This is a genomic window from Pseudomonas sp. GT1P32, assembly GCF_054897805.1.
In genome coordinates this window covers 3517962-3541260 of record NZ_CM142704.1, presented here as the reverse complement: position 1 = coordinate 3541260, position 23299 = coordinate 3517962, and the positions used below count along the sequence as shown (strand labels likewise).

Sequence of the window (23299 nt, the reverse complement as noted above, 5' to 3'; positions counted from 1 at the left end):
GTGTTGGGTAACATCTGCGCCCACTTTGACCGACGAGGTACAGCATGCGTCGCCCTATGGTAGCTGGTAACTGGAAGATGCACGGTACCCGCGCCAGCGTCGCTGAGCTGATCAACGGCCTGAGTCATTTGGCCTTGCCGAGCGGTGTTGATGTCGCGGTATTCCCGCCTTTCTTGCATATCAATCAAGTGATTGATGGTTTGAAAGGCAAGTCGATTTCGGTCGGCGCGCAGAACTCTGCAGTGGAATCCATGCAAGGTGCTTTGACCGGCGAAGTTGCACCGAGTCAGTTGGTGGATGCAGGTTGTACCTTTGTACTTGTCGGGCATTCCGAACGCCGCCAGATAATGGGCGAGCAGGACGGAATGCTGATTCGCAAGTTCGCAGCGGCACAGGCATGTGGCTTGATTCCAGTGTTGTGTATAGGGGAAACCCTGGAGCAGCGCGAAGCTGGAAAAACTCTTGAGGTTGTCGGGCGTCAGCTTGGCAGTATCATTGAGGAGCTGGGTGTTGGTGCTTTTGCAAATGCAGTCATTGCTTACGAGCCGGTCTGGGCCATTGGTACCGGGCTGACTGCTTCGCCGCAACAGGCGCAGGATGTGCACGCAGCCATTCGCGCTCAGTTGGCGGCAGAGAATTCTGAGGTCGCACAAGGTGTGCGGCTTCTATACGGCGGCAGCGTGAAGGCGGCCAATGCGGTCGAACTGTTCGGCATGCCGGATATCGATGGGGGGCTCATTGGTGGAGCTTCCCTGAATGCAGATGAGTTCGGTGCGATTTGTCGCGCCGCGGGAAACTGAAAAAATGCTGGAAACAGTCGTAGTCGTTTTTCATCTGCTGGGTGCATTGGGCGTAGTTGCTCTGGTATTGCTGCAGCAGGGTAAGGGTGCGGATGCTGGCGCGTCTTTCGGAGCAGGTGCTTCAAATACTGTGTTCGGAAGCCAAGGTTCCTCTACCTTTCTTAGTAAGTTTACTGCTATACTTGCCGCCGGTTTCTTCATAACCAGCTTAGGGTTAGGTTACTTTGCTAAAGAGAAAGCTCACCAGCTGACTCAAGTAGGTTTGCCAAATCCATCAGTGTTGGAAGTTCCAAAGCAAAAACCGGCTTCTGATGATGTACCGGTGCTTCAAGAGCAAAAGTCGGCTACTCCAGCGACTGACGTACCTCCAGCTCAAGAGCAAAAGTAAGAAGGGTTTCAAACGTAGTATTGCCGAGGTGGTGGAATTGGTAGACACGCAACCTTGAGGTGGTTGTGCCCATAGGGTGTAGGGGTTCGAGTCCCCTTCTCGGTACCAATTATCAGGAGAGCCCGCTGTTGCGGGCTTTCTTGTAGGTGGAAGGTTACATTGACCCTGTCAGGGATCGGTCGTATACTTCCGCCCCAGCTTTGTCGCGGGGTGGAGCAGTCTGGTAGCTCGTCGGGCTCATAACCCGAAGGTCGTCGGTTCAAATCCGGCCCCCGCAACCAGTTTAAGGAGCCCCTTTTAAGGGGCTTTTTGTTAGCTGGACACTTTCTACGCCGCTGTTCGACGGCGTTTCAAGGATGGGCGTTTCGCCCATTTTTTTATTTTGCATAGCATGCACATACATGCACGAGGGGGTTCAGGTGTCGAGCAAGCTAGAAGAGTTGCAGGCCTTGTTGGCCCCGGTGGTCGTGGCCCTAGGCTATGAATGCTGGGGTATTGAGTTTTCGGCTCAAGGTCGCCACTCAATGTTGCGCGTTTATATTGATAAAGAAGGCGGCGTGTTGGTGGACGATTGCGCCATCGTCAGCCGTCAGATCAGCGGTGTCCTGGATGTTGAAGATCCAATCGCCGTTGAGTACACCCTTGAAGTTTCCTCGCCTGGCATGGAACGCCCGCTGTTCACTATTGAGCAGTTTGCAAAATTTGCCGGTGAACAAGTGAAGATCAGGCTGCGCTCGCCTTTTGAAGGGCGACGCAACTTTCAGGGCCTTCTGCGCGGTGTAGAAGAGCAGGACGTCGTGGTGCAGGTAGAAGACCATGAGTTCCTGTTGCCGATCGATATGATCGACAAGGCCAACATTATTCCCAGTTTTGACTGAGACGCGGATCCCGCGGATCCAATGGCTTGCGAAAGGCGAGGCGTACGATGAGCAAAGAAGTACTGCTGGTTGTTGAGTCGGTATCCAATGAAAAGGGCGTACCGGCAAACGTAATTTTTGAAGCGCTGGAGCTGGCTCTGGCCACTGCTACCAAAAAGCGTTTCGAGGACGAAGTCGATCTGCGTGTGGAAATCAATCGCCACACCGGTGCTTACGAGACCTTCCGTCGCTGGACGGTTGTCGAAGAAGCAGACCTGGATGATCCGGCCATCGAAACCTGGCCGAGCAAGGTTGCCGAAACGCATCCTGGCGCCCAGGTTGGTGACGTAGTCGAAGAAAAAATCGAATCCATCGAGTTCGGCCGCATTGCTGCACAGACTGCCAAGCAAGTCATCGTGCAGAAAGTTCGCGAAGCCGAGCGCGCTCAAGTCGTTGACGCCTATCGCGAGCGCCTGGGGGAAATCATCTCCGGCACCGTGAAGAAAGTGACCCGCGACAATGTGATCGTCGACCTGGGCAACAACGCTGAAGCGTTGCTGGCTCGTGAAGACATCATCTCTCGCGAAACCTTCCGGGTTGGCGTGCGTCTGCGTGCGCTGCTCAAGGAAATCCGCACCGAGAACCGCGGCCCGCAGTTGATCCTGTCGCGTACCGCGCCGGAAATGCTGATCGAGTTGTTCCGCATCGAAGTGCCGGAAATCGCTGAAGGCCTGATCGAAGTAATGGCTGCCTCCCGTGACCCGGGTTCGCGCGCCAAGATCGCGGTCCGCTCCAAGGACAAACGCATCGACCCACAGGGCGCTTGCATCGGTATGCGCGGTTCGCGCGTCCAGGCAGTGTCGGGTGAGTTGGGCGGCGAGCGTGTTGACATCGTCCTGTGGGACGACAACCCGGCTCAGTTCGTAATCAACGCCATGTCCCCGGCTGAGGTTGCGGCAATTATCGTTGACGAAGATGCCCATGCAATGGACATCGCCGTTGGCGCAGACAATCTGGCTCAGGCCATCGGTCGCGGTGGTCAGAACGTGCGTCTGGCTAGCCAGTTGACTGGCTGGACCCTGAACGTGATGACCGAATCGGACATCCAGGCTAAGCAGCAAGCAGAAACCGGCGACATCCTGCGCAACTTCATCGACGAGCTGGAAGTCGACGAAGACCTGGCACAGGTGCTGGTAGATGAAGGCTTCACCAGCCTGGAAGAGATTGCCTACGTACCGTTGGAAGAAATGCTCAACATCGACGGCTTTGACGAAGAAACCGTCAACGAGCTTCGCGCTCGTGCCAAGGATCGTTTGTTGACCAAAGCCATCGCTACTGAGGAAAAGCTGGCAGACGCCCATCCGGCCGAAGACCTGCTCTCGCTTGAGGGTATGGACAAGGATTTGGCGATGGAACTGGCGGTGCGCGGCGTAATTACCCGCGAAGACCTGGCCGAGCAGTCTATTGACGACCTGCTCGACATCGACGGCATTGACGATGATCGTGCCGGCAAGTTGATCATGGCCGCCCGAGCCCACTGGTTCGAGTAATTAGGCGCGGCCTGAGGAGAGAAGTGCATGACGCAAGTCACGGTGAAACAACTGGCCGATGAGGTCAAAACACCGGTAGAGCGCCTGTTGCAGCAGATGCGTGAGGCAGGTCTGCCGCACACCGCCGCCGAAGAACATGTGACTGACAGTGAGAAGCAATCTTTGCTGACTCACTTGAAAAGCAGCCACAAGGCGAAAGTGGAAGAACCACGCAAGATCACACTGCAGCGTAAAACCACCAGCACCCTGCGTGTTGCTGGCAGCAAAAGCATCAGTGTTGAAGTCCGTAAAAAGAAAGTTTTCGTACAACGCAGCCCGGAAGAAATCGAGGCCGAGCGCAAACGCGAACTGGATGAACGTCGCGCAGTAGAAAATGCTGCTCGTCAGAAGGCTGAAGAAGAAGCCAAGCGTCGCGCCGAAGAAGAAGCGCGTCGTCAGCCTGCTGCTGCGCAAACCGCTACCAACGACGCTGTTGCAGCGCCGGTTGCCGTTGCCGAGCCTGTGCGTGAAAGCGCTCCGGTTATTGCAGCTGCTCCAGCTCCGTCTGCTGACGTTCGCAACAAGCAGAACGAACAGCGCCGTCCGGACAAACCACGTGCCGACGATAACAATCGTCGTGGCAGTGGCGATGGCGAGCGCAAAAACGCTCCGCATCGTGCTTCGGTTAAAGAGAAAGCGCCTGCTCCACGTGTTGCGCCACGTACTACCGACGAAGAAAGCGATGGCTTCCGTCGTGGTGGTCGCGGCAAGGCCAAGCTGAAGAAACGCAACGCTCACGGTTTCCAGAGCCCAACCGGCCCTGTAGTGCGCGAAGTGAAGATCGGCGAGACCATCACTGTTGGCGATCTTGCCCAGCAGATGTCGGTCAAGGCTGCTGAAATCATCAAGTTCATGTTCAAACTGGGTACCCCAGCGACCATCAACCAGGTACTGGATCAGGAAACTGCCCAACTGGTTGCCGAAGAGCTGGGCCACAAAGTGACCCTGGTCAGCGACACCGCCCTGGAAGATTCCCTGGCCGAGTCCCTGAAGTTTGAAGGTGAAGCGTTCTCCCGTGCTCCGGTCGTGACCGTAATGGGCCACGTTGACCACGGTAAGACCTCGCTGCTCGACTACATCCGTCGTGCCAAGGTTGCTGCTGGCGAAGCCGGCGGTATCACCCAGCACATCGGTGCGTACCACGTTGAAACCGAACGCGGCATGGTCACCTTCCTCGACACCCCTGGTCACGCCGCGTTTACCGCCATGCGTGCTCGTGGTGCCAAGGCGACCGACATCGTGATCCTGGTGGTTGCAGCGGACGACGGCGTGATGCCGCAGACCGTTGAAGCCGTTCAGCACGCCAAGGCTGCCGGTGTTCCGCTGGTTGTAGCTGTGAACAAAATCGACAAGCCGGGCGCCGATCTCGATCGCATCCGTAGCGAACTGTCGGTTCACGGCGTGACTTCGGAAGAGTGGGGCGGCGACACCCCGTTCGTATCGGTTTCGGCGAAAGTCGGTACTGGCGTGGACGAGTTGCTCGAAGCTGTTCTGCTGCAAGCTGAAGTTCTCGAACTGAAAGCAACTCCGTCGGCTCCGGGTCGTGGCGTTGTGGTTGAATCGCGTCTCGACAAAGGTCGTGGCCCGGTTGCTACCGTTCTGGTTCAAGACGGTACCCTGCGCCAAGGCGACATGGTCCTGGTCGGTTCGAACTATGGCCGTGTACGTGCCATGCTCGACGAGAACGGCAAGCCAATCAAAGAAGCCGGTCCTTCCATCCCTGTCGAGATCCTCGGCCTGGACGGTACGCCGGATGCTGGCGACGAGATGAGCGTGGTTGCCGACGAGAAGAAAGCCCGTGAAGTGGCTCTGTTCCGTCAAGGCAAGTTCCGCGAAGTCAAGCTGGCCCGTGCTCACGCCGGCAAGCTTGAAAACATCTTCGAGAACATGGGTCAGGAAGAGAAGAAGACGCTCAACATCGTCCTCAAATCCGACGTCCGTGGTTCGCTGGAAGCGTTGAACGGTGCCTTGAACGGCCTGGGTAACGACGAAGTGCAAGTGCGTGTTGTCGGTGGCGGTGTCGGTGGTATCACCGAGTCCGACGCTAACCTGGCACTGGCCTCCAACGCTGTACTGTTCGGCTTCAACGTGCGTGCCGATGCCGGCGCTCGCAAGATCGTCGAGCAGGAAGGTCTGGATATGCGTTACTACAACGTGATCTACGACATCATCGAAGACGTCAAGAAAGCCCTGACCGGTATGCTCGGCAGTGATGTTCGCGAGAACATCCTGGGTGTGGCCGAAGTGCGTGACGTGTTCCGTTCGCCGAAGTTTGGCGCGATCGCCGGTTGCATGGTTATCGAAGGTACTGTTCACCGTAACCGTCCAATCCGTGTACTGCGTGAAGACATCGTTATCTTCGAAGGCGAGTTGGAATCCCTGCGCCGCTTCAAGGATGACGCTTCCGAAGTACGTGCCGGCATGGAATGCGGTATCGGCGTGAAGAGCTACAACGACGTCAAAGTCGGTGACAAGATCGAAGTCTTCGAGAAGGTTCAGGTTGCTCGCAGCCTCTAACTCGCGCACTTCAAGGGCCACGATGGGCCGCTGCATGCAAATGCGCGGCACAGCGTCAGGACTCTAAACGCAACGCCCGGTCTGGCTTTTGTCAGGCCGGGCGTTTGCCGCTTTCAGACCCCACGGGTTTCACCGTGAGGCAGTAACAGGTAACAAGACATGGCAAAAGAATATAGCCGTACCCAGCGTATCGGCGATCAGATGCAGCGTGAGCTGGCACAGCTGATCCGTCGTGAAGTCAAAGATCCGCGCGTCGGCCTGGTCACCATTACCGCTGTTGAAGTCAGCCGTGACGTCGGTCACGCCAAGATTTTCATCACCGTGATGGGCCAGGACAACGCCGAAGATATTGCGCAAAGCATCAAGGTGCTCAACTCCGCCGCCGGTTTCCTGCGTATGCAGTTGGCTCGCGAAATGAAGTTGCGCAGCGTTCCGCAGTTGCACTTCCACTACGACGAAAGCGTCGTGCGTGGTGCGCACCTGTCGGCCCTGATCGAGCGTGCGGTGGCTGAAGACAATCAGCACCCGGTTGCGGCAGAAGTCGAAGACACCAAGGAGTAATCGGTGGCTCAGGTCAAACGTATCCGTCGTAACGTCAGCGGCATTATCCTGCTCGACAAACCGCTGGGGTTCACCTCCAACGCGGCGTTGCAGAAGGTTCGCTGGTTGCTGAACGCCGAGAAGGCCGGGCACACCGGCAGTCTTGATCCGCTGGCCACCGGCGTGTTGCCGCTGTGCTTCGGTGAGGCGACCAAGTTCTCGCAATACCTGCTCGATTCCGACAAGGGTTATGAAACCCTGGCGCAACTGGGCAAAACCACCACCACGGCGGATGCCGAAGGTGAAGTTTTGCAGGAGCGCCCGGTGACCGTTGGTCGATCCGATGTCGAAGCGGTACTGCCGAAATTTCGTGGGCAAATCAGTCAGATACCGCCGATGTACTCGGCGCTCAAGCGTGATGGCCAGCCGCTGTACAAGCTGGCACGTGCAGGCGAAGTAGTGGAGCGCGAACCGCGTTCTGTTACTATTGCGCGCTTGGAATTGCTGGCCTTTGAAGGTGATACTGCGCGGCTTGCGGTGGATTGCAGCAAAGGCACCTATATTCGCACCCTGGTGGAGGATATCGGTGAGCAACTCGGTTGTGGCGCTTACGTTGCGCAATTGCGACGTACCCAGGCCGGGCCTTTCACGCTGGCGCAGACTGTCACGCTTGAAGAGCTGGAAGCGGTACATGCCGAAGGCGGCAACGAAGCGGTCGACCGCTTCCTGATGCCATCGGACAGCGGCCTGCTGGATTGGCCACTGTTGCAGTTCTCGGAAGCGAGCGCGTTCTACTGGCTCAACGGCCAGCCGGTTCGCGCCCCGGATGCTCCGAAGTTCGGCATGGTACGGGTACAGGATCACAATGGTCGCTTCATCGGTATCGGTGAAGTGAGCGAAGACGGGCGCATCGCGCCGCGTCGACTGATTCGGTCAGAATGACCGGACGAGGGTGGCTGTTAACAGGCACGGTCACTACTCATTTTTAGATACAGGGATTTGTCCCTGGCCTGTTGAAGCTGTTTCTTTGAAACAGTTTCCTGATAAAAGGATTGCCTCATGGCTCTCGACGTTCAAGAAAAAGCTCAAATCGTAGCTGACTACCAGCAAGCTGTTGGTGACACTGGTTCGCCAGAAGTGCAAGTTGCACTGCTGACCCACAACATCAACAAACTGCAAGGTCACTTCAAGGCCAACGGTAAAGATCACCACTCCCGTCGTGGTCTGATCCGCATGGTAAACCAGCGTCGTAAGCTGCTGGACTACCTGAAAGGCAAGGACGTGAGCCGTTACAGCGCTCTGATCGCTCGCCTGGGTCTGCGTCGCTAATAAGCGATTGCGCTAGAGGTTGGTTGTCTGTCGTGCATCAGTGGGTTTCCGCTGGTGCATGGCAGGCTCCCAGCCTCAAGTTTTATCTGGATACACGTTTTACCCTGGACAGGCGTTGGGCCGATTCCCGACATTGCCCAAGAATTTCGCAAGAAGACAAGTTCCCCAAGAGCCACAAAAGAAGGTAGGACACCGTGAACCCGGTAATCAAAAAATTCCAGTTCGGTCAGTCGACCGTTACCCTCGAGACTGGCCGTATCGCCCGTCAGGCCTCCGGCGCAGTATTGGTCACCGTTGACGACGACGTCAGCGTATTGGTGACCGTAGTCGGTGCCAAGCAAGCCGATCCAGGCAAGGGCTTCTTCCCTCTGTCCGTTCACTACCAGGAAAAGACTTACGCTGCCGGTAAGATCCCTGGCGGTTTCTTCAAGCGTGAAGGCCGTCCTTCCGAGAAAGAAACCCTGACTTCCCGACTGATCGACCGTCCGATCCGTCCGCTGTTCCCGGAAGGCTTCATGAACGAAGTGCAGGTTGTCTGCACCGTCGTTTCCACCAGCAAGAAGACCGATCCGGACATCGCTGCGATGATCGGTACCTCGGCTGCGCTGGCCATCTCCGGCATTCCTTTCGATGGCCCGATCGGCGCTGCCCGCGTTGCGTTCCATGAAAGCACCGGCTACCTGCTGAACCCGACTTACGAACAACAGAAAGCATCGAGCCTGGACATGGTCGTTGCCGGTACGTCGGAAGCCGTTCTGATGGTTGAATCGGAAGCCAAAGAGCTGACCGAAGACCAGATGCTGGGCGCGGTACTGTTTGCTCACGACGAGTTCCAGGTGGTGATCAACGCCGTCAAGGAACTGGCCGCCGAAGCTGCCAAGCCGACCTGGACCTGGGCTCCACAACCAGAAGCCACTGCTCTGCTGGGCGCTATCCGTGCCGAGTTCGGCGACGCGATCTCCCAGGCTTACACCATCACCATCAAGGCCGACCGTTACGCTCGCCTGGGTGAGCTGAAGGATCAGGTTGTTGCCAAGCTGTCCGGTGAAGAAGGTCAGCCTTCTTCCAGCGAAGTCAAAGCTGCTTTCGGCGAAATCGAATACCGCACCGTTCGCGAAAACATCGTAAACGGCAAGCCACGTATCGACGGCCGCGACACCAAGACCGTACGTCCTTTGAACATCGAAGTCGGTGTTCTGCCAAAGACCCACGGTTCGGCTCTGTTCACCCGTGGCGAAACCCAGGCTCTGGTCGTTGCAACACTGGGCACCGCCCGTGACGCACAACTGCTGGACACCCTGGAAGGCGAGAAAAAAGACCCGTTCATGCTGCACTACAACTTCCCTCCGTTCTCGGTAGGTGAGTGTGGTCGCATGGGTGGCGCCGGTCGTCGCGAAATCGGTCACGGCCGTCTGGCCCGTCGTTCGATTGCAGCCATGCTGCCTGCTGCCGACGTGTTCCCGTACACCATCCGTGTTGTATCGGAAATCACCGAATCCAACGGTTCGAGCTCCATGGCTTCGGTCTGCGGCGCGTCCCTGGCCCTGATGGACGCCGGCGTTCCGATGAAGGCACCGGTTGCCGGTATCGCCATGGGTCTGGTTAAAGAAGGCGAGAAGTTCGCCATCCTGACCGACATCCTGGGTGACGAAGACCACCTCGGCGACATGGACTTCAAAGTAGCTGGTACCGCCAAAGGTGTTACCGCGCTGCAGATGGACATCAAGATCAAAGGCATCACCGAAGAAATCATGGAGATCGCTCTGGGCCAAGCCCTGGAAGCGCGCCTGAACATCCTCGGTCAGATGAACCAGATCATTGGCCAGTCGCGTACCGAACTGTCGGAAAACGCTCCGACCATGATCGCGATGAAAATCGACACCGACAAAATCCGTGATGTCATCGGTAAAGGCGGCGCGACCATTCGTGCGATCTGTGAAGAGACCAAGGCTTCGATCGACATCGAAGACGACGGCTCGATCAAGATCTTCGGCGAAACCAAGGAAGCGGCTGAAGCAGCACGTCAGCGCGTTCTGGGCATCACCGCAGAAGCTGAAATCGGCAAGATCTACGTCGGTAAAGTTGAGCGCATCGTCGACTTCGGCGCATTCGTCAACATCCTGCCGGGCAAGGACGGTCTGGTTCACATCTCGATGCTGAGCGATGCTCGCGTTGAGAAAGTGACCGACATCCTGAAAGAAGGCCAGGAAGTGGAAGTGCTGGTACTGGACGTGGACAACCGCGGCCGTATCAAGCTGTCCATCAAAGACGTAGCAGCAGCCAAGGCATCGGGCGTTTAATCACTCCCCACGCCTGACCGCTTCAACGTTATAAAAAATGCCCCGCAGTGAAAACTGCGGGGCATTTTTTTGTCTGTGAAAACTGGAAACGGTTTGTGGATTTGCCCGCTCCCAATCTCGATGCTAGGTTTAGCTCACCGCCCGTGTAGCTCAGCCGGTAGAGCAGCGCACTCGTAACGCGAAGGTCGCAGGTTCGATTCCTGTCTCGGGCACCACATCTGTTTTCCACTATCGGTCGATCCGACCGTAGCACTGGTAAGCGATGCGCCGGTGGCTCTGTCGCCACCGGCTTTGCTCATTTCAATTGATCGAGTTCCGGATATCAGGACCAAGTAACTCGGTGATCTTTTGATAGCCTTCAAAATTCGGATGAGCTGCGTTATCCCAGAAATAGCTTTTTCTGTTTGGTAGTTTTCTGAACTCTGACCCCAAGTCGACGATCTTGCAGTCGCATCCCTCGCCATTCCACGCAAGCAACAATCGGTTCACTTCTTCATTGCGTGCATCATGTTCGTCAAGGCGAGGCAGCAACGTGGAAATAATTACCTTTCCACCTTTGTCGTTCAGCGCCTTTGCGATCAACTTCAAGTTTTCAATCGTTTTCGGCGGAGCCCAAAAGTTCCAATCGTTTGTTCCGGCTAGGACAAAGTAGTAATTGGACGGTTTGATGTTGTCGAGACGGTCAATTACTTGCTGGGTATTGTCGCCACCTTCACCTGCATGGCCATACCCGACAACGTCGGTGTGAGGCCCTACAAACTGAACATCCGGCAGCGCGGGGGCGAGCAGACAGCGGAAATAACGGCCGTAGCTCCACCAGGTGATTGAGTCACCGACCATGGTCAGGGTTTTTGCGTTCTTCACTGGCTCGGTTTTAAGGGCGTAGAACTGGTAAGTGCCTGCCTTCTTCGGCGCCTTTCCAGATTCCCACTCAACATTCCCAACATAGGAAACCCCATCAATCAGGAAATCTTCTCCGAGGCGGAATCGGGCAGTCGACTGACCAGAGTCCATTTCATAGAGGGTGTCGTAGTCGAACACTGCATTCTTACCAGTGATATCCCCGGTCTCTGGTGAAAACTTAATCGAGTTGGATTCTAGTTTGTTCGTCTCGAAAGACCCGATCAGGGTTTTCCCAACGACGGCAGCGGGTTGCATCTCGCAGGCGGCTTGCGCTGTCGATGCGCCAAGCATGAGCAAGAGAAGGGTTCTGAGCATCACTGCTATTAGATCCATGTTTGTATGATGGGATCCAAGTCTACAAGCAGAGCTCGCGGATAACTGTATGGTTTTTGTTCGGGGGCTTGTGTGAAGCGATTGTGCTGGAGCTCCTATGTAGAAGAGTCACTGAGCCCCAGCAGATCGTAAAAATTACATGGGTTAATACACTGGGAACGTTGAGCATGTGGAACCGCGTTTAATCATTGGCTGTACTGCCTTTGATGCGATTCCTGCCCCGGGCACCATCCCCCTGTTTATTTCACCTTACTTCTCAGATCATCCACTGCGCGTTTCAGCTGATCCAGTTGACTGTCCTGATTGCTGACGTCCCGCTTGAGGCTGGACAGGTCGCTGGAACTCGCGCTGGAGTTCGACCCGGCGCTACGCTTCAAGTCTTCCACCTGACTGGCGAGCCTTTTCAAGTCGTTGTCCTGTGCGCTGACGGTGCGCTTGAGGTCGCTCACTTCGCTGGAGCTGGAGCTTGAACCGGAATTCGAGCCGCTGCTGCGCTTGAGATCGTCCATTTGGCTGGCAAGCTTTTTCAGGCCGTTGTCCTGTTCACTGACCGTGCGCTTGAGGTCGCTCACTTCGCTGGAACTGGCGCTTGAACCGGAATTCGAGCTGCTGCTGCGCTTGAGATCGTCCACCGCTTTAGCAAGGTTTTTCAGGCCGTTGTCCTGTTCACTGACCGTGCGCTTGAGGTCGCTCACTTCGCTGGAGCTGGCGCTTGAACCGGAATTCGAGCTGCTGTTGCGCTTGAGTTCGTCCACTGCTTTGGCGAGGTTTCTCAGGCCGGTTTCCTGTTCAGTGAGCGTGCGCTTGAGGTTGGCCACTTCGCTGGAACTGGAGCTGGAACTCGAACCGCTGTTGCGTTTGAACTCCTCCAATTGCTTGGTGAGTTCTTTCAGGTCCTTGTCCTGTTCGGTGGCAGTGCGTTTGAGGTTGGTTATCTCACTGGCACTCGAACTGGAGCTTGTTCCGTTGTTGCGCTTGAGTTCCTCGATGAGACGAGCCTGCGCTTCGAGGACATTCTTGAGTTCCTTGATGTCATCCGTGTTGGTTTTAGCGGTGCGTTGCAGTGTTTCCACACCCTCGACACTGAGATTGCTCCTGACCATGACGTCTTTACCATACAGCCTGTGAAAGACGAGGAAGCTGTCGGTGGAGGAAGGGTTGTCTGAGGCGAACTCCAGACTGGCCTGGGCCGTATTGGCCATTGCCATGTTGCCAAGAAAAAGGGCGGCCATGCCGGTTGCCAACAGGGTAGACGGAAGCTTCTTGAAAATGCGCATCACCTGAGTTCCTTGTGAAGTGCCTAGATGGCACATCGCTATGACTTTGCTTTTTGAAGGTTGTTCCTGTGTGGCAGGGGAATATTTTCAGAAAAACCGCTCGACAGTTTTTTTGTAGATTTGATGTAAAAGTCCATATAAATCGTCTTCCAAACGTCCTATATTCGGACATTGCACGAGCATCACCCTGCAGTTTTCAAATGATCCACGAATGGTTCTGAAGGCCAGACAAACCGGGCTTCACACGGTTTTTTGCGTCAGAGAGATCCTTGATGATCCAGATCCATCTTCCATTCCCCCGATCAGCGAGAACAACATGACCGTTAAAGAATTGACCCAGGAAGCCAGGCACGAAGAAGCGCTGAAGAAGTACGTGCTTGAGTCGCCCCAGCTAGCCGAAGAGATCAAGGACTTGCCCGCCGACGATCAGAAAGACCAGATTCAATGGGCGTTCGAGGATGAAGCAGAAGCCCAGGGCCTGCAGCCGTGGGAGCTGACGCTCAAGTACACCTCGAGCCCGGAAGAGTTTGAAGCGGCGCGACTGGTGCTGCACAAAGAGGCGGCCGAGGTATTGGGCGTCGAGTGGGAAGAGTACTGCGAGATGAATAATCTGGTGGTCTGACCCATGTAGGAGCCGGCTTGCTGGCGAGGGCGGCGTAACGTGTACACCGCGTCGCCTGGATCGCCAGCAAGCCGGCTCCTACAGTTTCATGTCGTTCAGGACATTTCAGAGGCTTAAACGCATCGACAGATCGACAGCCTTCACGTCCTTGGTCATCGCACCAATCGAAATGTAATCCACCCCGGTTTCTGCGATCGGCAGCAGCGTGCTTTCATTGATGCCGCCGCTGGCTTCCAGTTTTGCCTTGCCGCCATTCAGGCGCACGGCCTCGCGCATGTCATCCAGGCTCAACTCGTCGAGCATGATGATGTCGGCACCCGCCGCAAGCGCTTCTTTCAACTCATCCAGGCTTTCCACTTCGATCTCCACCGGTTTGCCCGGGGCGATCTTGTGCGCGGCGTTGATCGCTTCAGGGATGCCGCCGCTGGCAGCAATGTGGTTTTCCTTGATCAGGAAGGCGTCGTACAGGCCGATGCGGTGGTTGTGGCAGCCGCCGCAGGTCACGGCGTACTTTTGCGCCAGACGCAGCCCTGGCAGGGTTTTGCGGGTGTCGAGTAGCTTTACCTGCGTCTCGGCGACGAAATCCGCCAGGTATTGCGCACGAGTGGCCACGCCGGAGAGCAATTGCAGGAAATTCAGCGCACTGCGTTCGCCTGTGAGCAGCGAACGGGCAGGGCCTTCGAGGTGGAACAGCACTTGATTGGGCTTCACCCGTTCGCCATCGCGCACCTGCCAATGTACAGCCACTCGCGGGTCCAGTTGCAGGAAAACCGCATCAACCCAAGCGGTGCCGGCGATGACCGCGGCGTCGCGCGTGATGATGGTGGCTTTGGCCAGGCGTTCGGCCGGGATCAGCTGCGCGGTGATGTCGCCGCTGCCGATGTCTTCGCGCAACGCACGGCGTACGTTGGCTTCGATTTCGGCGGTCAGATCGGCGAGACGTAGATTCGGCATAACGGACTCCACAAACAAAGTGGCTCGATTATAGGGCCATGGCGCGGGGCAACCCAAGGCGCGCGAGACCTTCCGGTCGTTCTGGAACCTGCATTTGGTCGATTCTCTTGAGCCATCGAGGTTCAGCAGCGGTCCTTTGCAAGCGTCTATTTCAAAGAGAAACACAGAGTCTGCTGGCATACGGGGCATCTTTTGCAAGATAATGCGCCTTGCATTTGACGTCATGACTTTGACGTGTCTTTGGTTCGCCGATTATTGAATGACAGCGGGCGGGCATTGTCTTCTGTTGCGCGCGGCTGTGAGGCTGGCGTACTCGATCTTTTCAACCGAACCAAAGCATCACCGTTTCAGGAGGCCAGGATGCACAACGACGGGAATGTAGTGCCTTTGCACAAGGCAACTACCGATCAGGCGAGTCACTCGCCGCTCGCCCGCCTGCCTGTGATTCTGCTTCAGGTTCGCGACAAGGCCGCTCAACAGCTCAGGCATGCTCTGCAGGAGTTGTTCGATAACGCCGACGACACGCTGTTCGAAATGGCTGACCGGGCCCGCAATGACGTCGAGCAGAACATCTTTTTTGAAGCCATGCGCGACTTGCGCCTCAAGCGCAAAAATATCGAGCGGGTGTTTCTCGAACAATTCTTCGAAGCGTTTGTCGGTCTCGCAGGCAGTACTCAGACAGCCTTGCCTCAGGCATTGAGCCTCGATACGGCGGCGCAGCAGTCCGGTGATGACCTGGAACGTCGCGTGGCGGTGGAGGCCATGGTCAATAAAGTGCTGAACCGCGACGGTTTTGCGCTTGATCAATTGACCGCCCGACTCAGCACGTTGCTGGGCAAGCAGCTGGTGACTACGCACAATCCCCTGGGCCCGGCGATGCTCTGTGAGTATTTCATGCAGGCCGGGCGCAACCTGGGGGTCGAGATCAAGGTCAAGTTGATCATCCTCAAGCTTTTCGAGCGCTACGTGCTCAGTGATGCCGACCAGCTCTACACCGAAGCCAATCAGATATTGATCGCCACGGGCATATTGCCCGACCTGAAGCCTGCCCCGAACCGGCGTGCCATTGATCGTGCGCAGGCCAGTGTTCGTGCCGACCCCGTCGAGGCTGGCAACCGTTGCGACAGCACGCCAATCGACGACAGCGTGCAGGAAGTATTCGCGGCATTGCAGGAATTGCTGCTCCACGTGCGTGGCAGTGTCGCGCCAACGCTGGAAACCAGTGCTCAAGCGCAACCGATATCCACCCGCGACCTGCTGCGGCTGCTCTCGCACTTGCAGCAGTACGTGCCGGCTCCGGCGGTCCAGGACGACTTCGACCTGCGAAACCAGCTTGAGCAACTGCTGACCCGGGTCAGCGTCAAAAGCGGCAAGTCGCGTGTCGTCGGCGTCGCTGACGAAGATGTGATCAACCTGATCGCCATGCTCTTCGAATGCATCCTCGATGACCGCAATCTGCCGGATTCCCTCAAGGCGCTGATCGGGCGCTTGCAGATCCCGATGCTGAAAGTGGCCGTGCTCGACAAGAGCTTCTTCAGCCGCAGCAGTCACCCGGCCCGTCGTCTGCTCAATGAAATCGCCGCCGCGGCCCTGGGCTGGGGCGAGTGTGATGACCACGAGCGCGACAGCCTGTACCTGCGCATCGAGCAAGTGGTGCAGCGTTTGTTGAACGACTTTGTCGACGATCCGGCGATCTTCTCCGAATTGCTGGCGGATTTTCTGGCGTTCACCAGCGACGAGCGTCGTCGCAGCGATTTGTTGGAGCAGCGTACCCGCGACGCCGAAGAGGGCCGCGCCAAAACCGAACTGGCCCGGCAACGCGTCGAGCTGGCGTTGAATCAGGCGTTGTTGGGCAAAGTGCTGCCGCAACGGGTGGTGGCGTTTGTTCAGGACGCCTGGAGCCAGGTGCTGCTGCTGACCTGCCTCAAGCACGGCGATCAGTCCGCCGAGTGGCATGCGGATGTGCACACCATGGAGCAATTGATCTGGAGCGTGCAGCGCCATGACGACGCTGATGCAAACCTGCGCCTGTTGGCGCTGGTGCCGGGGTTGCTCAAGTCCTTGCGCGACGGGTTGAGCAGTTCGGCGTTCGATCCGTTCGCTACCGGAGAGTTTTTCAGCGAGCTGGAAGGCTTGCACGTTCAACTGTTTGAACGAGCGGACCAGGCACCGGCCGCCACCCGTCCAGCCGATGCGCCGCTGATGGTTGAGGTGCGTGAAGAAATCGTGCTGCTCACCGCGGACGAAGGGCCGGTGGAATCGGTCTCGGTGCGCTTGCCGGCGGATGATCCAGGCCTGCTTCAAGTCGATCAGTTGCACGCGGGTTGCTGGGTCGAATTTCAGGAAGATGAGGAAAACACCCTGCGCTGCAAGCTCGCCGCGATCATCGACGCCACGGGCAAGTACATTTTCGTCAACCGCACCGGCATGAAAGTGCTGGAGCGCAGCCGTACCGGGCTGGCGCTGGATTTCCGTCGTGGCGCGGTGCGCACCCTCGACGACACCTTGCTGTTCGATCGGGCCCTGGAGTCGGTGGTCGGCAACCTGCGGCGGCTCAATCGCGGCAAGTGATCGCGCGCCGAGGGTCTATCGCGGCATACTGGGCACCAACACAGTCGTCGTTGAAGGAACCTGTATGCAGTTGGACCCCGCGAGCGGTTGGTGTCAGGGCGTGAACGTTTGCCCGTCACCCAACTTCAATGCGCGCCCCACGGGCGAAATTTCCCTGCTGGTGATCCACAACATCAGTCTGCCGCCGGCACAGTTTGCCACCGGCAAGGTGCAGGAATTTTTCCAGAACCGGCTGGATGTCACAGAGCATCCCTACTTTGAAGGGATCGCTGACCTACGGGTGTCTGCGCATTTTCTGATTGAGCGTGACGGCACCGTCACTCAGTTTGTCTCTTGTCTTGAACGTGCCTGGCATGCCGGCGTGTCGTGTTTCGACGGCCGGGAAACCTGTAATGATTTTTCCGTGGGCATCGAGCTTGAAGGCACGGATGATCTGCCGTTCACCGATGCTCAATATGACGCGTTGACGGCCCTGACCTTGCAACTGCAAAGCGCTTTTACGGGCATCACCGCGCAGCGCATCTGCGGGCACAGCGACATCGCGCCGGGGCGCAAGACGGATCCCGGACCTGCGTTCGACTGGGCGCGTTATCGCGCGGCCCTGGCTAAAGAGGAACCACAATGAGTTTTCTGGTGTTGCTGTTGGCGGTCTGGATCGAGAAGTTCTCGGCCCTGCGCCATCGGGTTCAACGTGATGGCGGTTGGGTGGGCGAGTTGCGCAAGCTTGAAGCCAACCCGCGTCTGGTCAATCGCCCGTGGTTGATTTTGCTGATTCTGGTGCTGCTGCCGGTGGCACTGCTGGGGTTGCTGCTGGTGGTGCTGGATCCGGTCGCTTACGGTCTGTTGGCGCTGCCGGTGCATTTGCTGGTGGTGATTTATAGCCTGGGGCGTGGTGATCTGCTGGCCGGTCTCGGACCGTTTCGCGATGCCTGGCGCCGGGAAGACCTGCAAGCTGCCGCTCACGTGGCAAAACGTGATCTGGACATTTGTGCCGAAAGCGGCGAGCAACTGCTGGAACGGGTTGAAGGGCATCTGCTCTGGGAGGCGTACCAGTGTTTTTTTGCGGTGATTTTCTGGTATTTCCTGCTGGGCCCGGTGGCGGCGCTGAGCTATCGACTGCTGGCCCTCGCCGAAGAACACGGGCAGAACCCGGCCGTCGTCGAGCGCGCCGCACAACTGCGCCACGCCTTCGATTGGGTGCCGGTGCGTCTGTTGGCGGCGAGTTTTGCGCTGGTCGGCAACTTTGTCGCCGTCAGTCGGGTGATGCTGAGCGAACTGCTGAACTGGAACATCAGTGCCGCCCAATTGATCGAGAAGGTCGGGCTGGTGGCCGGTGAAATTCCTGCGCCGGTGGTCGGGCCCGATGGCATCAACAGCCTCGACCGGATCTGGGAGCTGCTGCTACGTGCGGCAGTGCTCTGGTACGCCGGTTTTGCGCTGTGGACAGTCCTCCCTTGAACACCACGCCCCTGTAGGAGCCGGCTTGCCGGCGATGGCTGCGGCTCGGTGTTTCAGGTACACCGCATTGATGCCATCGCCGGCAAGCCGGCTCCTACAAGGTCTGTAATGGCAAGACGGAGCGTCTCGTCGGATAAGCTGCCGTTAACCTTAAGTTACAAAACCTCCCGTCGATTTAAGCTATACAGAGATAGCACTCAATAGTGGCTATCTGCTGCTTGTCTGTGCCTGCCAATAAAAATAAGAAATCCAAGGGAGACTTCCAGTGAAGAGCTTGCTCTATCCCGCCGTCGCGCTAATGAATCGCCTGAGCTTCGGCATGAAGTTCAGCCTGATCAGCGTTCTGTTCCTGGTGCCCATGTTGGTGACCAACTTTTATCTGGTGCGTGATTCCTATCGCGAATTCCAGGGCACCCGGGTGGAACTGCAGAGCCTCGACCTGCTGGGCAGCAGCCTGACGCTTCGACGCGACCTGGAAACCCTGAACAACCTGGTACAGATCAACGTCATCCTTGGCCAGTCCGGCAAGGCCGGTAATCTCGAATCCAAGATCACATCCCTGGAGCAAAACGTTCTGGCCCGCCTGCAAGGGCTGACAGCGATGACCACCGATCCGGAACAGATCACCGTTTTCGATGGCAAACGCGACGAGATGATCACCGCGTTCAAGGCCCAGCAAACGGAAAGCTCCCTGCAAAGCAAAAGTGCGCTGATCGGCAAGTTGCTCGGCAATGCACAGATTTTCAGCCAGATCATCGCCAGCCAGGCGGGTTTGAGCCGTGACAATCAGAGCGACATGCGTCAGCTCACCGAACTCATCACCAACGTTACGCCGCCCGTCACCCAGACGTTGGGCGATGGTCGCGCCATGGGTTCTTACTCGCTGGGGCAAGGGTTTCTCAATTCGTCTTCGAGCACCCGCTTCGATGAATTGCTGGTGCAAATTGAAAAGCTGCAAGCCGAGTACGGTCTGAAGTTGCAGGATGCGCTGGGGTCGAGCAAGGCGGCACGTGAAACCCTGGCGGCGCAGGCCGAGAGCAGCAAGGCGTCGCTGAAAAAAGCCAGTGAACTGTTCGAAGAACAGGTGGTGATGGCCGACACCCTCGATGCGCCGTGGCAGGCCTTCTACGATCAGGTCAGCGGCCTGATGGACCAGACTTACCAACTCAACGAAGCCACCCTGAAATTCCTCGACACCCAATTGCAACAACGACTGAGCCAGAACCGCACGCACATGGTCTTGCAGGCCGTGGCGCTGTCGGTGGTGTTTGTGCTGATTTTTTACCTTTACGGCGGCTTCTACGCCTCGACCCGCACCACCCTCAAGCGCCTTGGCGCGATGATGGACAAAGTCGCGGCCGGCGACATGACCGTGACCTTCAACGCCAACAGCCGTGATGAACTGGGCGAGTTGGGCGAAGTGTTCAACGGCACGGTGAAGAAAATCCATGACTTGATCGAGCGTGTCGGCCATACCGTCGGGGAAGTCGAGCGTCAGGCCGGTCAGGTCGAGAACGTGTCCGCCCAGAGCAACCAGGCTGTTGCGGGGCAACGCACGCAGATCGAACAGGTCGCCACGGCGATGAACCAAATGTCGGCCACCTCACTGGAGGTGGCCCGCAGCGCCGCCGCGGCGGTCAGCAGTGCCCACAGCGTCAACGACGAAACCATCAGCGGTCGCGGGTTGGTGGAGTCTCAGCAGGGCAGCATCGCTGCGCTGGCCAGCGAGATCGATCAGTCGGTGCTGGTGATCAATCAACTGGCCAGCGACAGCCAGTCCATCAGCCGCGTGCTGGAAGTGATCAAAAGCATCGCCGAACAGACCAACCTGCTGGCGCTCAACGCCGCTATCGAGGCGGCGAGGGCAGGCGAGCAGGGACGTGGTTTTGCGGTGGTGGCGGACGAGGTCCGGACCCTGGCCAAACGCACCCAGCAATCGACCGAAGAAATCGAACAGATGATCGCCAAACTGCACAGCGGTGTCGGCGCTGCGGTGAAGGCCATGGGCACCAGTCATCAAATGGCCAACGGCACGGTGGGGCAGTCGGAAAAGGTCCAGCAGGCGCTGGAAAACATCCTTGGCGCTGTCGGCATGATCGTCGATCAGAACCAGCAGATTGCGGCTGCCGTAGAGCAGCAGACCGCCGTGGCCCACGACATTGACCAGAACATCGTCGAGATCAACCGGGCCGGCGAGCGCACCGCCGAAGGTGCACACCAGACCGAGGACGCCAGTCGGGCGCTGTCGGCGCAGGTGGTGGAGCTCAAGCAGTTGATCAGCGCGTTCCGGGTCTGAAGAACCGCATAACCCCTGTAGGAGCGAGCCTGCTCGCGATGGCGTAGGAACATTCACCCTTCAGGGTGGCTGTCAGACCGCTATCGCGAGCAAGCTTGCTCCTACAGGTTTGCGCGCTGTCTGTAATACTTGTTCCCTTCATGTGTAGTAAATGTCCGATTTCCCTCCAGAATCTGTTTTTTGGTCTTCAATGAGGGATTATCCACAACCCTGACCTACTCTGAGGAAGCTCGGTTATGTCCTTCGCTACAACTGGAATCCAGGGGCACTGTGCCCATTGCAGGAGCACTCGGCGACTCGAACCCTGGCAACTCAACGCCATTGCCATCAGTGAAGCCTTCGCCTGTTCCCACTGTCACAAAGCCTTGCAACTGAGCGACCCGAAACAGATCAGGCGCATCAAGTCCCTCGACTCACTCGCGATGCTGCGGGCGAGCACGCTGGTGATGGTATGCACCGCGTTGCTGGTCGCATTAGTGATGGAATGGATCGGGCTACTCAGCGTGGTCGAACAGCTGAATTTTTCGTTGATCGCGATTCTGGTCTACTTCGCGGTTATCCGGTTCGCCCGTCACCGACAACACATGACGCTGATTCTGGAAGCTGCCAAGGCTCACGCCGACTGATTACCAGTTGAACAACTCACAGGCATTGGCCGTGCTGACAGCCGCCAGCCGTTCAGGGCTGATCGCCATGATGTCAGCCAGTGCCGAGCAGATCGCCGGCAAATGCGCCGGGCTGTTGCGTTGACCGGGAAACATGGCGGGGGCCATGTCCGGTGAGTCGGTTTCCAGCACCACAGACTCCAACGGCAACTCGGCGAGCACCCGGTGCATGCGCAACGCCTGCGGCCAGGTCGCCGCGCCGCCGAGGCCCAGTTTGAAGCCGAGCCTGATGTACTCGCGGGCCTCTTCCTTGCTGCCGGCGAAGGCGTGAATGATCCCCGCGCGTTTCAGCTTGAAGCGCTTGAGCGTGGCAATCACCGCCGCATGGCTGCGTCGCACGTGAATCAGCGCCGGCAGATTAAAGTCCGCCGCCAGTTGCAGTTGTGCGTCGAACAACGTCTGCTGGCGTTCGCGGTCGAGGGTTTCGATGAAGTAATCCAGGCCGATCTCGCCCACCGCGCACAGCTGTCGGTGACCGGCCAGGCGGGTCAGCCACTCGGCGAGTTCGCGTAGATCCGCAGGCCGATGCTCGTCCAGATACACCGGGTGCAAACCGAACGCCGCGTGCAGATCGGGATCGCTTTGCACCAGGTCCCAGACCCGCTGCCAATTGGCCTGATCAACCCCCAACACCACCATCCGCCGCACGCCGAGGGCGCGGCTCTCGGCGAGCAGCGCCTGACGATCCTCGTCGAAGTCCGGAAAATCCAGATGAGTGTGGCTGTCGATCAGCTCCACGGTTCAGTCCTGGCGAATACGCTGCTTGAAGGTCCGCGCAATGGCTTGCACACCGGGCTGGTAATCGGACTGCTCGATGGCGGCGAGGGCCAGTTCCAGCGCTTTGTCGGCGATCAACTGGTGTTGCTGGGCCATGGCGTTGACTGGCAGCGGCAGAAAGTCCAGCAACTGCGTGTCGCCGAATGTGCCGAGGCGCAGCGGGCGGTTTTTCAGCGGGAAGTCGTGCAAGGCGTCGAACACACCCTGGAGCAGCACGTAGGAAGTGGTCACCAGCGCGTCCGGCAAATGCCCCAGGCGCTGAAGCAATTCTTCCATCAGTTGCTTGCCGTACTCACGGCTGAACGATTCGCCGTGTTCGATCAGGATCTCGCCTTTGAACCCGGCCAGCGCTTCCTTGAACCCGGCGGCCCGCTCCTGACTGATGCTCAGTTCGGGGCGCGCGCCGATCAGGGCGATCTGCTTGGGCAACGGATCGAGCAGGCTGCGCGTCAGTTGCAGGCTGGCTTCACGATCATCACTGATCACCGAGCAGAAGTGCTCGGGCTCCATGACCCGGTCGATGGCGATGATCGGAATGCCTTTGGCTTGCAACTGGCGGTAACTGTCGTCGCCGGACGGCAGGCAACTGGCGACGATCAACGCGTCGCAGCGCCGGGCGCGGAACAGTTGCAGCAGCTGCCGTTCGCTGTCCGGCGCATCGTCGGAACTGGCGATCAGCAACTGATAACCGCGGGCCCGGGCACCTTGCTCCAGCAGCTTGGCGATACGTGCGTAACTGGGGTTTTCCAGGTCCGGAAGAATGAAACCCAGCGTGCGGGTGTGCCGACTGCGCAGCCCGGCCGCTTGCGGATTGGGCGTAAAGCCATGTTGTTCGACGACCGCGCGCACACGCTCGACGGTGGCACTGCTGATGCGTTGCTGTTCGGCCTTGCCGTTGATGACATAGCTGGCGGTGGTCACGGACACACCGGCCAGTTGGGCGATATCACTGAGTTTCAACTCGGGATTTCCTTGTTTTTCGGCCGATACTTTCGCCAATCCTACCCGATTCAGGCAGGGGACTATTGTCGCAACATATCCGACAAGTTGGACTTCAAGGATGGGACATTATCGAGTAACGTGCCAATCATTCTAGATTAAACGTTTCAGCAAGCGTATTTTC

General features: G+C 57.7%; 20 protein-coding genes and 3 tRNA genes. 18 read left to right on the top strand and 5 right to left on the bottom strand.

Annotated features, from left to right (window positions below; all coding sequences use genetic code 11):
* The first annotated feature begins 44 nt into the window (after positions 1-44).
* The 12 genes from tpiA (at position 45) to ACYZUC_RS16250 (ending at position 10535) form a co-directional block, all read left to right on the top strand.
* Entirely contained in the window at positions 45-800 is a 756-nt protein-coding gene (gene tpiA / locus ACYZUC_RS16305) for a triose-phosphate isomerase (RefSeq protein ID WP_461989306.1), read from the top strand.
* 4 nt (positions 801-804) lie between these two features.
* Positions 805-1188 (top strand): preprotein translocase subunit SecG, encoded by a 384-nt coding sequence (gene secG / locus ACYZUC_RS16300; protein ID WP_461996719.1) that lies wholly within the window; start codon positions 805-807, stop codon positions 1186-1188.
* A gap of 22 nt (positions 1189-1210) precedes the next feature.
* Positions 1211-1296: transfer RNA gene (locus ACYZUC_RS16295), tRNA-Leu, on the top strand.
* 96 nt (positions 1297-1392) lie between these two features.
* Positions 1393-1469, top strand: a tRNA-Met gene (locus tag ACYZUC_RS16290).
* 138 nt (positions 1470-1607) lie between these two features.
* Entirely contained in the window at positions 1608-2066 is a 459-nt protein-coding gene (gene rimP / locus ACYZUC_RS16285; protein ID WP_032828556.1) for a ribosome maturation factor RimP, read from the top strand.
* 47 nt (positions 2067-2113) lie between these two features.
* Positions 2114-3595 (top strand): transcription termination factor NusA, encoded by a 1482-nt coding sequence (nusA, locus tag ACYZUC_RS16280; protein ID WP_008024459.1) that lies wholly within the window; start codon positions 2114-2116, stop codon positions 3593-3595.
* A 27-nt stretch (positions 3596-3622) separates the two neighbouring features.
* Positions 3623-6151 (top strand): translation initiation factor IF-2, encoded by a 2529-nt coding sequence (infB, locus tag ACYZUC_RS16275; RefSeq protein ID WP_461989305.1) that lies wholly within the window; start codon positions 3623-3625, stop codon positions 6149-6151.
* A 159-nt stretch (positions 6152-6310) separates the two neighbouring features.
* Entirely contained in the window at positions 6311-6712 is a 402-nt protein-coding gene (rbfA, locus tag ACYZUC_RS16270; protein ID WP_461989304.1) for a 30S ribosome-binding factor RbfA, read from the top strand.
* A gap of 3 nt (positions 6713-6715) precedes the next feature.
* Positions 6716-7633, top strand: coding sequence for a tRNA pseudouridine(55) synthase TruB (truB, locus tag ACYZUC_RS16265; RefSeq protein WP_461989303.1), 918 nt, complete (start codon positions 6716-6718; stop codon positions 7631-7633).
* A gap of 117 nt (positions 7634-7750) precedes the next feature.
* On the top strand, positions 7751-8020 hold the full coding sequence (gene rpsO / locus ACYZUC_RS16260) for a 30S ribosomal protein S15 (RefSeq protein WP_003197723.1): 270 nt from the start codon (positions 7751-7753) through the stop codon (positions 8018-8020).
* Positions 8021-8214: 194 nt separating this feature from the next.
* Positions 8215-10320 (top strand): polyribonucleotide nucleotidyltransferase, encoded by a 2106-nt coding sequence (pnp, locus tag ACYZUC_RS16255; protein WP_007942868.1) that lies wholly within the window; start codon positions 8215-8217, stop codon positions 10318-10320.
* A gap of 139 nt (positions 10321-10459) precedes the next feature.
* Positions 10460-10535 (top strand) — tRNA-Thr (locus tag ACYZUC_RS16250).
* 85 nt (positions 10536-10620) lie between these two features.
* On the opposite strand, the gene ACYZUC_RS16245 is transcribed toward ACYZUC_RS16250, so the two are convergent.
* A complete protein-coding gene (locus tag ACYZUC_RS16245; protein ID WP_461996718.1) occupies positions 10621-11538 on the bottom strand; it encodes an SGNH/GDSL hydrolase family protein in 918 nt (305 codons plus the stop codon).
* 257 nt (positions 11539-11795) lie between these two features.
* The gene (locus ACYZUC_RS16240; RefSeq protein ID WP_461989302.1) at positions 11796-12833 is read right to left on the bottom strand and encodes a hypothetical protein; all 1038 of its coding nucleotides are present in this window, start codon (positions 12831-12833) and stop codon (positions 11796-11798) included.
* A gap of 316 nt (positions 12834-13149) precedes the next feature.
* Between ACYZUC_RS16240 and ACYZUC_RS16235 the strand changes: the two genes are divergently transcribed.
* Positions 13150-13455 carry a DUF6388 family protein gene (locus ACYZUC_RS16235; RefSeq protein ID WP_280162907.1) on the top strand — a complete coding sequence of 102 codons (306 nt, stop codon included), beginning with the start codon at positions 13150-13152 and terminating at the stop codon, positions 13453-13455.
* Between the two features lie 105 nt (positions 13456-13560).
* Here the strand turns inward: ACYZUC_RS16235 and nadC are convergent, their stop codons facing one another.
* Positions 13561-14409 carry a carboxylating nicotinate-nucleotide diphosphorylase gene (gene nadC / locus ACYZUC_RS16230; RefSeq protein WP_461989301.1) on the bottom strand — a complete coding sequence of 283 codons (849 nt, stop codon included), beginning with the start codon at positions 14407-14409 and terminating at the stop codon, positions 13561-13563.
* A 360-nt stretch (positions 14410-14769) separates the two neighbouring features.
* Between nadC and ACYZUC_RS16225 the strand changes: the two genes are divergently transcribed.
* The 5 genes from ACYZUC_RS16225 (at position 14770) to ACYZUC_RS16205 (ending at position 21360) form a co-directional block, all read left to right on the top strand.
* On the top strand, positions 14770-16980 hold the full coding sequence (locus ACYZUC_RS16225; protein ID WP_461989300.1) for a DUF1631 domain-containing protein: 2211 nt from the start codon (positions 14770-14772) through the stop codon (positions 16978-16980).
* A 64-nt stretch (positions 16981-17044) separates the two neighbouring features.
* Positions 17045-17605 carry a 1,6-anhydro-N-acetylmuramyl-L-alanine amidase AmpD gene (gene ampD / locus ACYZUC_RS16220; protein ID WP_008024447.1) on the top strand — a complete coding sequence of 187 codons (561 nt, stop codon included), beginning with the start codon at positions 17045-17047 and terminating at the stop codon, positions 17603-17605.
* Positions 17602-18438: a regulatory signaling modulator protein AmpE gene (gene ampE, locus ACYZUC_RS16215; RefSeq protein WP_461989299.1), complete on the top strand. Its 837-nt coding sequence runs from the start codon at positions 17602-17604 to the stop codon at positions 18436-18438. The genes ampD and ampE overlap by 4 nt, the downstream gene beginning before the upstream one ends.
* A 265-nt stretch (positions 18439-18703) precedes the next feature.
* The gene (locus tag ACYZUC_RS16210; RefSeq protein ID WP_461989298.1) at positions 18704-20734 is read left to right on the top strand and encodes a methyl-accepting chemotaxis protein; all 2031 of its coding nucleotides are present in this window, start codon (positions 18704-18706) and stop codon (positions 20732-20734) included.
* A gap of 236 nt (positions 20735-20970) precedes the next feature.
* Complete coding sequence (locus ACYZUC_RS16205; RefSeq protein ID WP_461989296.1) at positions 20971-21360, top strand: hypothetical protein; 390 nt, start codon at positions 20971-20973, stop codon at positions 21358-21360.
* Here ACYZUC_RS16205 and ACYZUC_RS16200 read toward each other — a convergent pair whose 3' ends face one another.
* A complete protein-coding gene (locus ACYZUC_RS16200; protein ID WP_461989294.1) occupies positions 21361-22137 on the bottom strand; it encodes a TatD family hydrolase in 777 nt (258 codons plus the stop codon).
* Positions 22138-22140: 3 nt separating this feature from the next.
* Positions 22141-23136 carry a catabolite repressor/activator gene (gene cra / locus ACYZUC_RS16195; protein ID WP_461989292.1) on the bottom strand — a complete coding sequence of 332 codons (996 nt, stop codon included), beginning with the start codon at positions 23134-23136 and terminating at the stop codon, positions 22141-22143.
* Positions 23137-23299 lie beyond the last annotated feature (163 nt).

Coding starts and splice junctions, on each gene's coding strand:
- ACYZUC_RS16235 (WP_280162907.1), top strand. CDS start 13,150: ATGACCGTTAAAGAATTGACCCAGGAAGCCAGGCACGAAGAAGCGCTG.
- tpiA (WP_461989306.1), top strand. CDS start 45: ATGCGTCGCCCTATGGTAGCTGGTAACTGGAAGATGCACGGTACCCGC.
- ACYZUC_RS16245 (WP_461996718.1), bottom strand. CDS start 11,538: ATGCTCAGAACCCTTCTCTTGCTCATGCTTGGCGCATCGACAGCGCAA.
- ACYZUC_RS16240 (WP_461989302.1), bottom strand. CDS start 12,833: ATGCGCATTTTCAAGAAGCTTCCGTCTACCCTGTTGGCAACCGGCATG.
- ACYZUC_RS16205 (WP_461989296.1), top strand. CDS start 20,971: ATGTCCTTCGCTACAACTGGAATCCAGGGGCACTGTGCCCATTGCAGG.
- ampD (WP_008024447.1), top strand. CDS start 17,045: ATGCAGTTGGACCCCGCGAGCGGTTGGTGTCAGGGCGTGAACGTTTGC.
- ACYZUC_RS16225 (WP_461989300.1), top strand. CDS start 14,770: ATGCACAACGACGGGAATGTAGTGCCTTTGCACAAGGCAACTACCGAT.
- nusA (WP_008024459.1), top strand. CDS start 2,114: ATGAGCAAAGAAGTACTGCTGGTTGTTGAGTCGGTATCCAATGAAAAG.
- infB (WP_461989305.1), top strand. CDS start 3,623: ATGACGCAAGTCACGGTGAAACAACTGGCCGATGAGGTCAAAACACCG.
- ampE (WP_461989299.1), top strand. CDS start 17,602: ATGAGTTTTCTGGTGTTGCTGTTGGCGGTCTGGATCGAGAAGTTCTCG.
- rbfA (WP_461989304.1), top strand. CDS start 6,311: ATGGCAAAAGAATATAGCCGTACCCAGCGTATCGGCGATCAGATGCAG.
- rpsO (WP_003197723.1), top strand. CDS start 7,751: ATGGCTCTCGACGTTCAAGAAAAAGCTCAAATCGTAGCTGACTACCAG.
- nadC (WP_461989301.1), bottom strand. CDS start 14,409: ATGCCGAATCTACGTCTCGCCGATCTGACCGCCGAAATCGAAGCCAAC.
- secG (WP_461996719.1), top strand. CDS start 805: ATGCTGGAAACAGTCGTAGTCGTTTTTCATCTGCTGGGTGCATTGGGC.